Below are 12,718 nucleotides of genomic sequence, written 5' to 3'. Positions count from 1 at the left end.
GATGTTCGGCTGGTACGCCGTCTTCATCGGAGCGTTGTTTGTCCTTCTGCTGACGTTTGCTTTCACGGTGGAGAAGGGGATGTTCAACCGATTCATGCCGAAAGGCGAAAAATCCTCAACCGGCATCCCGATCTATCTGTTCAGCGTTTTAAATTACCTGACATTCGGTATTATGGGTCTGATTTATTTCTTCATTGAGAAAAAGAGTCGTTACGTCAAGCAGGCGGCGGTGCAGAACATGCTGCTGATCTTAATTTCGGTAATCCTTATTTTTGCGGTCACAATTATGTATAAGATCTTCTCCTATATGTTCCCGCCGGTACAGAACATTTTCCAGACGCTTCGTCTGTCGGTCATGTTTACGCTCATCGGTACATACCTTTTCAGTTTCCTCATGACTCTGACCGGGCGCGTGTTTGAAGTTCCGATTATCGGGCCGTTGTCTGTCAGAAGTTCTTATTGCGACTAATCCCTGTCTCTAAAAGCAATGGTGCGGGAATTCGAGGATTCCCGCATTATTTTTTAAAAAGATCAGCGGGGCGCTCTGAAAGGCGGTGCAATATGGTGACGCTGATGTATGGCAAAATTGCTGCCGGGAAAACCACGGAAGCTGAAAAAATAGCTCAGAAAGGAGCCGTTTTACTGTCGTGCGACGAATTGATGCTGACGGTTTTCACCGATTGCCTGGGTGCAAAACACGCTGAGACTGAGCGAAGATGTATGCGATATCTGTTTAAAACGGCACAAAAACTCGATCAAAAGAGAATGGACAGCGTGATTGACGCGGGATTTTGGACACGGGAAGAGCGAACGGAAGCCGAATCGTTTTTTAAAGCAGCGGGAATCGAATTCAAATGGATAAAAGTCGAAGCGCCCGAAGAAATTCGCAAAGCACGAATAAAAGAACGGTATGAACAAAATGAAAAGAGCCGAAACGGGGAATTTTATGAGCGGGTATTTGCTCCGTCTCCGGAACGAGCCGCGCAGCTGGATCAAAAATTCGAGGATTGACAATAGTAAAATTATGCACAAAAGAAGGGTTCGCTTTTTATGCAATATTTCCAACATATCCCATTTCAAGATGTAGACATCGATCAAGGCGGTTTTTGGGGACAGAAGCAGCAAATAAACCGTGAAGTGACCATCCGCGCGGTGCGCGACCGATTTGAGGATACGGGGCGTTTTGCCGCATTCGATTTTGACTGGGCGGAAGGCAAGCCCAATAAACCGCACTTTTTTTGGGACTCGGATGTCGCGAAATGGCTTGAAAGCGCCGCTTATCTCATTCATAAAAAACCGGACCCCGAACTTGAGGCAAAAATCGAAGATGTGATTGACAAAATTGAAGCGCATCGGCAGTCCGACGGTTATTTTAACATCTATTTTACAATTGTCGACCCGGCGAATAAATTTAAAAACAGACAATGGCATGAATTATACTGCGCGGGGCATCTGATCGAAGCGGCGGCCGCCTATTACGAGGCAACCGGAAAAGATCGATTTTTAAAGATCATGTGTGATTATGCCGATTTGATCTACGATGTATTTTTGGTCAGCAAAAACAATCCCACATATCTGACGCCGGGGCATGAAGAGATCGAACTGGCTCTGATCAAACTCTGGAAAGTGACCGGAAACCCGAAATACCTCGAACTCTCGGGCTATTTTATCGATACGCGCGGAACGCCGGAGGATCTATGGGAATGCCCCTGGGGATATACCAAGTTCTCGGGTCAGGCCCACCTGCCGGTGCGGGAACAAAAGACCGCGGAGGGGCACAGCGTCCGCGCGGGGTATCTGTTCAGCGCAATGGCGGACAATGCCCGGGCGCGCGGCGACGAAAAGCTGTTCGATGCCTGCAAGGCGCTTTTTAAAAACATCACCGAGCGCAGGATGTATATCACCGGCGGCATCGGAAGCACCAATCACTCCGAGGCGTTCACGGTCGACTGGGATTTATCCAACAAGGGCGCCTATGCGGAAACCTGCGCGGCAATCGCGCTTGCGTTTTTTTCCGACCGGATGTTAAATCTCGAAGCCGACAGCCGCTATGCCGACACCGTCGAACGGGTGATGTACAACGGATTCTTGGCGGGGCTTTCGCTCGACGGCGAAAAGTTTTTCTATACCAATCCTTTAAAACTCACGCTTTGGGACCGCGACCGGCATCCCTCGATGTCAAAAGACCCGGATTATAAACCGATTCCCGAACGGGTCAGGGTGTTTAACTGTTCTTGCTGCCCGCCGAATGTGACCCGGTTTATCGCCTCTTTGGGCGGAATGATCTACAGCGCTTCAGATGACACCGTTTTTGTGCATCAATATATCGCTTCGAATGCGAACTTTAAATCCGGAGAAAAAGCCGTGACCGTTACGCAGGCCACGCAGTATCCGACAGACGGAAAAATTTCGATTCGTACTGCGGGCGCAAAAGGCAAAAAGTTGGCCGTCCGTCTGCCCGGCTGGTGCGAAAAACCCGAAATCAAAGCTGTATATAAAGCCGAAAACGGATATGCCTATATCGACATTGCAAGCGACGACTTCGCGGTGGAACTCGATTTTTCGATGGAGCCGATTGCCTATGAAGCCAACACCCGCGTCACCGAAGACGCCGGACGCATTGCGGTGATGCGCGGGCCGGTTGTTTATTGTGCCGAAGGCGTTGACAACGGCGAATATCTCGACAATGTGCGGGTCAAGCTTCCGCTTGAATGCGAAATCGGTTCAGACGGTGCGCTCGGTGTGCAGACGCTGACAGTGTCGGCTTTGCGTGAATACGACAGCAGCCCGCTGCTTTACCGGCCTTACAGCGGAAATGCACAGCCGATTCGTCTGAAATTGATTCCGTATTATGCGTTCGCAAACCGCGGACCGAGCGAAATGTCGGTCTGGCTGCGCCGATAAGTCCGAAAATTTTTTAACGGACTCCGGAATTTCATCTTATTGGCTAAACGCCAAAAAGATGAAACATCCCAACTCAAATGAAAGGACGGCTTTATATGTTTGGTTATATCAAGCCGTTTACCCCGCGGCTGCTCGTTTGCGAATATGATAATTACAAGGCGGTTTACTGCGGGGTGTGCCGCGACCTTCAGCAATACGCGCCGATGCTTCGGCTTTCGCTTTCCTATGATTTTGTTTTTGCGGCATTGTTTCGGATGTGCGCGACCGGGGAGAACGAAGTGACAAAACCGTTTCGGTGCGCGGTGAATCCGGCCAAAAAACGGCCTTTGTGTCAAAACGAGGCCACCAAATTCAGTGCGGCGGCGGCGGTGGTGATGAGCTATTATAAGCTCTGCGACGACATTGCCGACGGAAAACGGCTGCGAATACTGTTCAAACCGTTTTTCAAAAGACCGCTTAAGCGGGCGGAGCGGGATTATCCCGGACTGCGCGCGATCATCGCCGAGGGTTTTGAAAATCAGCTGCGCGTTGAAAAAGACCCCGATTCCGGAATCGACTTGGCCGCAGACCCGACCGCGGCCGCGCTCGGAAAACTATTAGAAAGCTGCGAACAAAATCCGGCAGGAAAACGCTCAGTATATGAGTTCGGGTACATGCTGGGGCGCTGGGTATATCTGATCGACGCGGCGGACGATTTGAAAAAAGATCAAAAGAGCGGCGGATTCAATCCGTTCAAGGCCTGTCCGGAACGCAGAATCGAGGTTTTGAACCTGTGCGTAACCGAGGTCTCAGCGCGGTATGATAAACTTCCCTCACAATATCATCACCCTGTTATCGATAATATAATAGAGTTGGGGACGCTTAAAGTTCAAAATGACATCATGAGCCCCGACACCGGAAAAATAAAAAAGCAAAACGACAGACACAATTTTCACAAAACAAACTGAGAATACAACCTGATTTTTTATGAAAGGAACGGATATAAATGGATCCTTATGAAGTGCTCGGAGTGGCCCCGAATGCCACCGAAGAGCAGATCAAGGCCGCCTACCGCGAACTGGCGCGCAAATATCACCCCGACAATTACAACGGAAATCCGATGGCCGATTTAGCCAAAGAGAAGATGCAGCAGATCAATGACGCCTATGACCGCGTCATGTCTGCCCGCAGAGGCAATTCGGGCGCGGGCGAGGGCACAGGCAGCACGCAGTTCGCCGAAGTCCGCGGCTTTATTTCGCGCGGAGATTATGCGGGTGCCGACAGCGCGTTGGAGCGCTTTCCGAGCTCGGCCCGAAACGCGGAATGGTATTATTTAAAAGGCGTCGTATTCGAACGGCGCGGCTGGATGGAGCAGGCGGCGGCGAATTACGAGCGCGCGGCCAACATGGATCCTCAAAACAACGAATACGCCTCGGCGACAAGCCGCGTCAAGTGGCAGCGCTCGGGGAATTACGGTTCACCCAACCAACAGCCAAACGGGCCTTATCGCCAGACCGGAACCGGCGGCTGCGGAAATAATTGCGGCCCCTGCGACATGTGCACGGGTCTGTGCTGCGCCGACACCTGCTGCGAATGTATGGGCGGCGACTTGTGCACGTGCTGTTAAACTCTGAATTCTGATTTGAATTGCGGAGGAAGCGATGAAAACCAAAACAAGGTCCGTGGCGTTCGGCGGCGTGATCACGGCGCTGGCGCTGGCGCTGATGCTGCTTGCGGGCGTGCTGCCGACGGCATCGTATTCGCTGGCGGCGCTGGCGGGGATGCTGCTCGTTCCGCTCGTGATCGAGTTCGGTTTCAAAACTTCGGTGAGCGCGTTTGCCGCGGTGGGTTTGCTTTCGATGCTGCTGATCACCGATAAAGAGGCGGGAATATTATTTTGCTGCGTCCTGGGGTGGTACCCGATTGCGAAAGCCCCGTTTGAGAAGATCAAATCGAACGTGCTTTGCTGGGCGGTCAAGCTGGCGGTTTTCAACCTCGCGTTGGTGGGATTTTACTTTTTGAGCACCCGGTTGTTTTTCGTGACCGGGTTTGAGGACACGGTGCTCGGCCGATACAGCATTCCGCTTCTGTGGGGACTCGGAAACATTGCTTTTATCTTCTACGATATCGCGCTGTCAAAGTTAATTATGTTGTATATGAGACGGCTTCATGACCGGCTGAAAAAAATGATCGGATAAGGATTTGAAAAATAAATTTTTCAAACAGAGAGTTTGGTCCTTTGGCTTCGCCGGGAAAACCAAACATTCAAAAAGGTGCGAAAGGGTGGCTTTAAAAAATGGGCGTTATCAACATTAAAAAAACCGAAATGACTTCCCGTCAGCGGGTGCTGACGGCGTTTGCGCGAGAAATTCCGGATCGGGTTCCGATCGATTATGAGACCAATGCCGGCATCAACCGCAAGGTTGCGGCGGCGCTCGGTGTTGATCCCGGTGACCGGTATGCCGTAAAAATGGGTCTCGGCTGCGACTTTTTCGGCATTTGGCCGAGATATATCGGCAAACCGCTGTTCGAACCGTCGAATAAACCCGGTATCTCGGTTGATCCCACCTCCGGCATCCATACCCGTTGGGTTGAGCATGGCTCGGGCGGATATCAGGACTACTGTGATTTCCCGCTGGCGGGTGCCGACGAAGAGACCATTGCTAACTGGCCGATGCCCGATCCCGATGATTATAACTATGAGGGGTGCCGCGATTTTTTGCGCGCCAACACCGATAAGGCCATCTATTTCGGCCATGCCGGAGTCGGGGACATCATCAACTCGACCGGTATGCTGATGGGCATGGAGGAAGTGCTTGTCAACCTGATCACCGACGATGAAGCCACGCTTACTTATATCAAACGCAAAACCGATCAACAGCTTGCGGTTATGGAGCGGATGTTTGAGAAGTTTCACGATGATATCACATTTTTCTGGATGGGCGAAGATTTGGGCACCCAGAAGGGCCCGATCATCGGCCGCGATTTGTATTTGCGCCATATCCGTCCGGTCCATGAGAAGTTCACCCGGCTGGCACAGCATTACGGAAAGATGTCAATGATCCACTCCTGCGGCTCGTCGAGCTGGGCGTTTAATGATTTTATCGAGATCGGCATCAACATTGTCGATACGCTGCAGCCCGAAGCAGCCAATATGGCCCCGGCGTATCTGAAAAAGACCTACGGCGACCGGCTGGCTTTCCATGGCTGCATCTCGACCGCGGGGCCGCTCGCCTACGGTACCGTCGAGGATGTCATCAAGAACTGTAAAGAGACGCTGGACATCATGATGCCGGGCGGCGGTTACGCGTTTGCCCCGACCCATGCGATTCAGGACAACAGCCCGCTGGAAAACGTGCTTGCCGCCTACAACACGGCGCACGAGTACGGCGTTTACCATAAGTAAAAGGGGAACAATTTTTATGACACCGAGAGAACGTCTGCAGTGCATTTTTAACGGCAAAAAACCCGATGACCGGCTGCCTGTGATCGAATGGGCCGGATGGTGGGACAAAACCGTCCAAAACTGGGAGAGCCAGGGCTTACCGAAAGACCTCGGCAGGGTCGGGATTTATGATTATTTCAATATGGACCGAAATTATCAGTTTTGGCTGCAGCACAGCACACCCGATCTGCCCAAACCGATTTCTCACGGCGCACCCGTCATTCATAATATTCAGCAGTACCGCGAGGCCCGCAAAAACGGCTGGATTCTCCCCGACGCCGTCGAACCGATCAAGGAACGTCTCAAGGAAGCCGCAAAATTGCAGCAGCAGGGCGAGATCACCTGGTTCACCATGGACGGCTTCTTTTGGTGGCCGCGCGTGCTGCTCGGCATTGAGCCGCACCTGTATTCGTTTTACGACGAGCCGGAGATGTATCACGAGATCTGTGAGGACTTAGTGAATTGGCAGTTACGGATGCTGGAAAAACTCACCGCGATTATCGAGCCCGACTTTATGACATTTGCCGAGGACATGTCGTATAACAACGGGCCGATGCTGTCCGAAGACATCTTCGACGAATTTATGAAGCCCTATTATCAGCGCATCATCCCCGAGCTCAAAAAGCACCGCATCAAAGCCGTCGTCGACTCGGACGGCGATATCTCCAAGATGGTACCCTGGCTGATCGGCGCGGGCATGGAGGGCATTCTGCCGCTGGAACGGCAGGCCGGCGTCGATATCGTCGAGCTTTCGAAAAAGTTTCCCGACTTTATCTGGGTCGGCGGATTTGACAAGATGTGCATGTTCAACGGAAGGCAAGACCCGAATTTCGATGCCGAAAAGAGCATGCGGGCGGAGTTCGAACGGCTGCTCCCGGCGTTACGGCACGGGCGTTATGTCGCTTCGGTCGACCATCAGACCCCGCCGAGCGTCAAGATGTCCGATTATGTGACTTATGTCAGATTGGCGAAAGAATATGCCGAGAAAGCCGTAAAATGATCCATTGGCGCCTATAAAAAGGTATATTTTCGGACATATAACCGCAAAATATTTTAAAAATGCCTTTTCTTTGGCATAATTGTATGATATAATGTAACCGCTTTGGCTGTACAATTAAAAATTAAGGCCGGGGCGGTATATTTGTTTCCTGATTGCAGTCGTAAAGGAGGGTTACGATGGATGTAAAACCCGGGAAGATCACCGCAGCCGCAGCTGTGTCTGAAGAAAATTCCGACCTGGTCTATATTTCGATGCTCGGCCGTTTTGAGATTCGCGCGGGAAACGGCGTCGTCTCCGATGCGGCCAACCGATCGATGAAAATGTGGAATTTTCTTGCCTATATCATCACCAATCGCGGCAAGCGTATTTCGCACGAAGAGTTTTTTGATCTCTTATGGGGAAATGACGACAGCGAAAGCGACAATCTCATCAGCGCCCTCAAAACCCTGCTTTATCGGGTAAGAGCGTTTTTGGCACCGATTGACCCTTCCGGCGAACTGATTATCGCTCAGCGCGGCAGCTATTGCCTCAATCCCGAGGTCAAATGCGTTGTCGATGTCGAGCAATTCGAGCGGCTGTGCAAACGAGCCGCAGCCAAGGGTGTTTCCGAAGAAGAGGCCATCGATTACTATGCTAAAGCACTGCGTTTATACCGCGGAGATTTTTTGCAGAAACTGGTGAGCGAACTCTGGGTAATTACGCTCCAGACCCATTATCATACGATGTATCTCAACGCTGTATACAGCATATCCGATTTGCTGCAGGCGAGGGGTCTGTATGGGGAAATGGAGGATTACTGCACGAAGGCTCTTCAACACGACTCAATGGACGAAAAACTCTATTGCCTGCTGATTACCGCTCTGCTTCGTCAGGGCAAAGAACAGGCGGCAATGGAAAAATACAAAACAATAACCGATCTTCTCTACCGCAATTTGGGAGTAAAACCCTCCGAGGAACTGCACCGGCTGTATGAAGAGATCATGAAAATCCAAAAAGATTATGAAACGGATCTTTCCATGATTTTTGAAGACCTGCGCGAATCGGAAAAAACAAAAGGCGCGTTCTACTGCGAATACGGCTTTTTCCGCGAGGCCTACCGGCTTGAGGCAAGGCGCGCGGCAAGGCTGGGTCTTTCAATTTATGTAGCTTTGATGACTGTCTCGGCACAGACCGGTAAAATGCCTCCGATAAAATCTCTGGTTTCGGTTATGGATCATTTGGAAGAGAGCATTTTGACGTCGCTGCGAAAAGGCGACGTCGTGGCCAAATACAGTCCGCAGCAATTTGTTATCATGCTCCCGGCGCTGACCTTCGAGGACGGCGAGATGGTAATGCGGCGAATCATCGGCGCGTTTTATAAAAACAACCGTAAAAACTGGATGACGATCAGTTATAAACTTCAGCAAATCGAGTTGGCCGAATAGGCCTTCTTTTTTTAAGGAAAAGTATGGAACAAAAGAAGATAACGGCATTTTTTGCGGCGTTGATTCTGGCGATGTTTTCAACGGGCTCCTGCGCACCCGTATCAAAGACATCGTCTTCATCCTTTTCCTCTTTTTCCGCCGCCTCTTCGGCCTCTGCCGCCATGTCACAGCCGGAACCGCAGAGCAGCGGCTCCATCGGTTCCGCGGATTCGGTTTTAACGCTTTCTTCTGAAATATCTTCTGCCGCATCGTCTGCGCCTAAGACCTCGGTTGCATCGTCGAAAACGGCGAATCCGGATTCCTCACTCCCGGCGTCATCTCAAGCGGCTTCACAGACAGAATCGTCTGTCCCGAGCGGCCCTGTCAAACGCGTTTATTCGCCCGATACCCCCGAGACGAGGGAGATCGTTTACGGAGCCGACGTCCGGTCCGGCGAAGAGGGAGGGAGCGTCGACTGCAGCAATCTGTCGGAGGGTTATATCATCGTCAAATACGGCGGGAGCGGTGCCGGGGGACGGTTGAAAGCCCAGCTGATCAAGAGCGGGGGCACTACATATAACTACGACATCGCGGCAAACAAAAATGAGATATTGCCTTTGAATCAGGGCAGCGGAACTTATACGGTGAATATTGTGGAGGGAATCGGCGGATCCAGCTATGCGGTGATGTTTTCCTGTGTGATCACCGCCGAACTGCGCAGCGACTTTCTGCCGTATTTATATTCCAACCAATTCGTCGATTTTGCCTCCGCGCCGAACACAAAAGCAAAAGCCGAAGAACTCGCCAAAGGAATATCTACCGATGTGGAGCTGACTTCAGCGATTTTCGATTACGTCACAAAGACCATTGTATATGATTATGAGTTTGCAAAAACGGTAAAGACCGGTTATATTCCGGTTTTGGATAATGTATTATCCGCCAAAAAAGGCATCTGTTTCGATTATGCGAGTTTAATGGCGGGAATGCTGCGTTATAATCGGATTCCCTGTAAATTGGTCATCGGCTACACGGGCGATGCCTACCATGCCTGGATTGACGTCTGGCTGGACGGTAAGGGCTGGATCAGCGGTATTATTTTATACGACGGTCACGGATGGCTGATGATGGATCCGACCTATGTAGCGGCATATCGCAGCAATGCGAAGCTCAATTCACTTTACAGTAAAGTCGTCACTTATACGGAAAAATATCATTATTAGAATGTGACCCGGATTGAAAGGTAGATTTTCAGCCGAACTGCGAAAGGGTGGTTATAAAAATGGTTTCGAAAATTAGAAAACTTACTGACGAAGAGCTCGGAGCATTCAACCGCGAGCTTGCAATGATCATGAAAGCCGGTATTTTACCCGCGGTTGCTGTTTTCGCGATGCAGGCGGATTGCACGGACAGCCGCGAAGCCGAAATTCTCGGGAAGATGCATGAAAAACTGGAAAGCGGGAGCCCGCTCTGGGAAGCCGCCGAAAGCACCGGCGTCTTTCCGGCGTATATGCTCAGCATGCTGAGACTCGGAGAAACCTCGGGGAAACTGCAGCAGGTTTGCATACGGCTGGCGGAGCATTATGAGCGGCTTTCCGAAATCTCGTCGAATATCCGCCGCGCGGTGACTTATCCGCTGATCATGCTTCTCTTGATGGTAATCGTCGTCACGGTTCTGACGGTCAGTGTGCTCCCGGTTTTTGCCGGGGTTTATAAAGATTTGGGCATCGAGCTCTCGGCAACGGCGACCGCTTTGCTGAATTTCGGAGAAGCGTCAAAATGGATCGCATTCGCCATCGCCGTTTTGACTATAGGTACCGGCCTTGCGCTGCTGATGATATCGGCGCGTGAAAAGGGCAGGGAGAGAGTGCGCGAAATCGGAGTCGCGGTTTTCGGAGGCAGGAAGCTCTCAAGAGAAATGGCGCTTTCCGATTTCAGTTCGGCGGCGGCAATGTTGTTGGCCGGAGGAGAAAATTACAGCACGGCAATTAAAGGTGCGATGACCGTTGTCAGGGATAAAAAAGTATCCAAAGACGCCGAGAAGTGCCTTCAGCTGTTGGAGGAGGGCAAATCTTTCAGCTCGGCGGTAAGCGGCAGCGGCTTGATGACCGGCCTCTCGGCGGGACTGCTGTCTGCGGGCATTAAGGCGGGCGCGGCGGAGGAGGCAATGGCGGAAACGGCGCGCAGATATAAAGAAGCGGCTGATGAACGCATTTCGGCCGCGGTAGGAAGAGTCGAACCCGCCATTGTGATCGTGCTTTGCGTGATGGTGGGTCTGGCGCTGCTCTCGGTGATGCTGCCTCTTACCGCGATCATGAATTCGATCGGGTGACGGTATGTTTATAAAAGAAAAAGACCATTCGCTTCGCAAAACGTTGAGTTGGCTGTTGGTCTTTGCGGTTGCGGTGCTTGCGGCAATGCTCGGCGTAAAAGCCTATGACCGTTCGAGTGCGGAGCGCGGCCGGAAGATTGTCGGCGACAGCGTTTTAAAAGCTGCGATGCAGTGTTACGCGCTGGAGGGGCGGTATCCGTCGGATGTGGAATATTTGCGCAGCCATTACGGGTTATCTGCCAATGAGGAAAAATATACGATCCATTACGAATACATCGGCGATAACATTCTGCCGGATGTGACCGTGACGTTGAGGACGCAGCCATGAAAAAAGCCGGAAAAAACATGCTCTCCGGGGTAGCGGTTTTAATCCCGCTGCTGATTTTTGCCTTGCTTGCGATGTTGTTGACCGCGATGGGAATATCGGTTTATGAGAGCGTTGTCAGCGGTTCGAACCAAAATTACAGTCGGCGTATGGCGGTCTCTTATATCATGAACCGGGTGCGCAGAGCCGATCGGGCCGGGAAAGTTACGGTCGGAAAATTCGGTGAGGGCGAAGCGCTGTTATTGAGCAACACTTTTAACGACAAGGAATATGTGACGAAAATCTATTTTTACGACGGCTCCATCTGCGAGTTGTTTTGTCCGGCGGACGCGGAGATCGGCGAAAGCGCCGGAACGGCGCTGGTTCCGGCTAAAGCGTTTTCGATCACCGGTGACAGCGGCTTTATCACCGTAACCGTGACCGACGAATCCGGCAGCGCAAATACCGCATTGATCGCCTTGAAGGGGATGTCGGAATGAAGGATACCGGGAGAAAAAGCAGCCTGATCATGATTGAATTGATGTCGGCGGTGTTGGTTTTTGCAATCTGCTGCGCGATCTGCGTCGGCTTATTCGCAGAAGCCGACCGTGAGAGCAAAAACAGCGCCCGGCTGACGCAGGCGGTTTGTTTGGCGCAGAATGCGGCGGAACTCTTGAACGGCGATTATCAAAAGAATTTAGAGTCGGTTGTCGGCGCGAACGCCGCGGGTAATGTTTTTACCGCGGAGTATGACAAGGACTGGCATCAGACCGCGGAAAACGGACAGTATCAGCTCATCGTCACAGTAGATGCGCAAAAAGGCACCGCCGATATCCTCGTGACCGATGCCGGAGCGGAGATCTATCGCCTGAGTGCCGGAATGATTGATCTGAGCGGAGGTGGCGGGCAGGAATGAAAAGGAGCGAAGGCGCTTACGGGCTTGGAATCATTTCTATCTTTTTGATTTTTGCGGTGCTGTGTTTAACGGTATTTGCTACGCTTGCGGTCAGTTCCGCGCGGGCGGATTTGCGGCTGAGCGAGAAAAACGCCGATTATGTCAGAAAGTATTATGCGGCGACGGTGAAATGTGCCGAATTTGTGCGCAGCGCTGCCGCGGCTTATCCGCTTGCGGAAGCACCGGGCATCGTTGAGGGCGATCGGGTGAAATACGATATGGCTTTTCAGATAGACGAAAACATAAGCCTTCATGCCGCGTTTTACGTCACTGCGGCCGGAAAATATGAATACACGGTTTTTGAAGTCGTCGGCGCGAGCGCTTCAGCGCCGGAAAGCGCAGTCCGGGTATGGCAGCCGTAACAAGAAAAAAAGCAAGTCTCTGAAAGGATGAATAGAT

15 protein-coding genes are annotated in these 12,718 nt (G+C 51.6%); all 15 read left to right on the top strand.

The window, feature by feature from the left end; translation table 11 throughout:
• Positions 1-469: hypothetical protein (locus tag PKH29_07075; protein ID HNX14599.1), on the top strand; the 469-nt coding region annotated here is incomplete at its 5' end.
• Positions 470-561: 92 nt separating this feature from the next.
• On the top strand, positions 562-1,011 hold the full coding sequence (locus PKH29_07070; GenBank protein ID HNX14598.1) for an ATP-binding protein: 450 nt from the start codon (positions 562-564) through the stop codon (positions 1,009-1,011).
• Between the two features lie 39 nt (positions 1,012-1,050).
• Positions 1,051-2,904: a glycoside hydrolase family 127 protein gene (locus tag PKH29_07065; protein ID HNX14597.1), complete on the top strand. Its 1,854-nt coding sequence runs from the start codon at positions 1,051-1,053 to the stop codon at positions 2,902-2,904.
• A gap of 95 nt (positions 2,905-2,999) precedes the next feature.
• Positions 3,000-3,851: a DUF5685 family protein gene (locus PKH29_07060; protein ID HNX14596.1), complete on the top strand. Its 852-nt coding sequence runs from the start codon at positions 3,000-3,002 to the stop codon at positions 3,849-3,851.
• A 38-nt stretch (positions 3,852-3,889) separates the two neighbouring features.
• The gene (locus PKH29_07055) at positions 3,890-4,510 is read left to right on the top strand and encodes a DnaJ domain-containing protein (protein HNX14595.1); all 621 of its coding nucleotides are present in this window, start codon (positions 3,890-3,892) and stop codon (positions 4,508-4,510) included.
• Positions 4,511-4,544: 34 nt separating this feature from the next.
• Entirely contained in the window at positions 4,545-5,081 is a 537-nt protein-coding gene (locus tag PKH29_07050; GenBank protein HNX14594.1) for a hypothetical protein, read from the top strand.
• Positions 5,082-5,179: 98 nt separating this feature from the next.
• Positions 5,180-6,289, top strand: a complete 1,110-nt coding sequence (locus PKH29_07045) for a uroporphyrinogen decarboxylase family protein (protein HNX14593.1) — start codon at positions 5,180-5,182, stop codon at positions 6,287-6,289.
• Between the two features lie 16 nt (positions 6,290-6,305).
• Entirely contained in the window at positions 6,306-7,328 is a 1,023-nt protein-coding gene (locus tag PKH29_07040) for a uroporphyrinogen decarboxylase family protein (protein ID HNX14592.1), read from the top strand.
• Positions 7,329-7,504: 176 nt separating this feature from the next.
• Complete coding sequence (locus PKH29_07035; GenBank protein HNX14591.1) at positions 7,505-8,752, top strand: BTAD domain-containing putative transcriptional regulator; 1,248 nt, start codon at positions 7,505-7,507, stop codon at positions 8,750-8,752.
• 23 nt (positions 8,753-8,775) lie between these two features.
• The gene (locus tag PKH29_07030) at positions 8,776-9,951 is read left to right on the top strand and encodes a transglutaminase-like domain-containing protein (GenBank protein ID HNX14590.1); all 1,176 of its coding nucleotides are present in this window, start codon (positions 8,776-8,778) and stop codon (positions 9,949-9,951) included.
• Positions 9,952-10,010: 59 nt separating this feature from the next.
• A complete protein-coding gene (locus tag PKH29_07025) occupies positions 10,011-11,060 on the top strand; it encodes a type II secretion system F family protein (GenBank protein ID HNX14589.1) in 1,050 nt (349 codons plus the stop codon).
• A gap of 4 nt (positions 11,061-11,064) precedes the next feature.
• Positions 11,065-11,388: a hypothetical protein gene (locus PKH29_07020; GenBank protein HNX14588.1), complete on the top strand. Its 324-nt coding sequence runs from the start codon at positions 11,065-11,067 to the stop codon at positions 11,386-11,388.
• The gene (locus tag PKH29_07015) at positions 11,385-11,864 is read left to right on the top strand and encodes a DUF4860 domain-containing protein (GenBank protein ID HNX14587.1); all 480 of its coding nucleotides are present in this window, start codon (positions 11,385-11,387) and stop codon (positions 11,862-11,864) included. Before PKH29_07020 ends, PKH29_07015 begins: the two co-directional genes overlap by 4 nt.
• Positions 11,861-12,280: a hypothetical protein gene (locus tag PKH29_07010; protein ID HNX14586.1), complete on the top strand. Its 420-nt coding sequence runs from the start codon at positions 11,861-11,863 to the stop codon at positions 12,278-12,280. The genes PKH29_07015 and PKH29_07010 overlap by 4 nt, the downstream gene beginning before the upstream one ends.
• On the top strand, positions 12,277-12,681 hold the full coding sequence (locus PKH29_07005; protein HNX14585.1) for a hypothetical protein: 405 nt from the start codon (positions 12,277-12,279) through the stop codon (positions 12,679-12,681). The genes PKH29_07010 and PKH29_07005 overlap by 4 nt, the downstream gene beginning before the upstream one ends.
• The last annotated feature ends 37 nt before the right edge of the window (positions 12,682-12,718 follow it).

The sequence above is a fragment of the Oscillospiraceae bacterium genome, from assembly GCA_035353335.1.
GTDB lineage: Bacteria > Bacillota > Clostridia > Oscillospirales > JAKOTC01 > DAOPZJ01.
The sequence above is the reverse complement of the archived record's forward strand: the minus strand, read 5'-3'. Positions and strand labels throughout refer to the sequence as shown.

What these genes read in the sequence shown, in the direction of transcription:
- PKH29_07070 (HNX14598.1), top strand. Translation starts at nt 562, where the DNA reads ATGGTGACGCTGATGTATGGCAAAATTGCTGCCGGGAAAACCACGGAA.
- PKH29_07065 (HNX14597.1), top strand. Translation starts at nt 1,051, where the DNA reads ATGCAATATTTCCAACATATCCCATTTCAAGATGTAGACATCGATCAA.
- PKH29_07060 (HNX14596.1), top strand. Translation starts at nt 3,000, where the DNA reads ATGTTTGGTTATATCAAGCCGTTTACCCCGCGGCTGCTCGTTTGCGAA.
- PKH29_07055 (HNX14595.1), top strand. Translation starts at nt 3,890, where the DNA reads ATGGATCCTTATGAAGTGCTCGGAGTGGCCCCGAATGCCACCGAAGAG.
- PKH29_07050 (HNX14594.1), top strand. Translation starts at nt 4,545, where the DNA reads ATGAAAACCAAAACAAGGTCCGTGGCGTTCGGCGGCGTGATCACGGCG.
- PKH29_07045 (HNX14593.1), top strand. Translation starts at nt 5,180, where the DNA reads ATGGGCGTTATCAACATTAAAAAAACCGAAATGACTTCCCGTCAGCGG.
- PKH29_07040 (HNX14592.1), top strand. Translation starts at nt 6,306, where the DNA reads ATGACACCGAGAGAACGTCTGCAGTGCATTTTTAACGGCAAAAAACCC.
- PKH29_07035 (HNX14591.1), top strand. Translation starts at nt 7,505, where the DNA reads ATGGATGTAAAACCCGGGAAGATCACCGCAGCCGCAGCTGTGTCTGAA.
- PKH29_07030 (HNX14590.1), top strand. Translation starts at nt 8,776, where the DNA reads ATGGAACAAAAGAAGATAACGGCATTTTTTGCGGCGTTGATTCTGGCG.
- PKH29_07025 (HNX14589.1), top strand. Translation starts at nt 10,011, where the DNA reads ATGGTTTCGAAAATTAGAAAACTTACTGACGAAGAGCTCGGAGCATTC.
- PKH29_07020 (HNX14588.1), top strand. Translation starts at nt 11,065, where the DNA reads ATGTTTATAAAAGAAAAAGACCATTCGCTTCGCAAAACGTTGAGTTGG.
- PKH29_07015 (HNX14587.1), top strand. Translation starts at nt 11,385, where the DNA reads ATGAAAAAAGCCGGAAAAAACATGCTCTCCGGGGTAGCGGTTTTAATC.
- PKH29_07010 (HNX14586.1), top strand. Translation starts at nt 11,861, where the DNA reads ATGAAGGATACCGGGAGAAAAAGCAGCCTGATCATGATTGAATTGATG.
- PKH29_07005 (HNX14585.1), top strand. Translation starts at nt 12,277, where the DNA reads ATGAAAAGGAGCGAAGGCGCTTACGGGCTTGGAATCATTTCTATCTTT.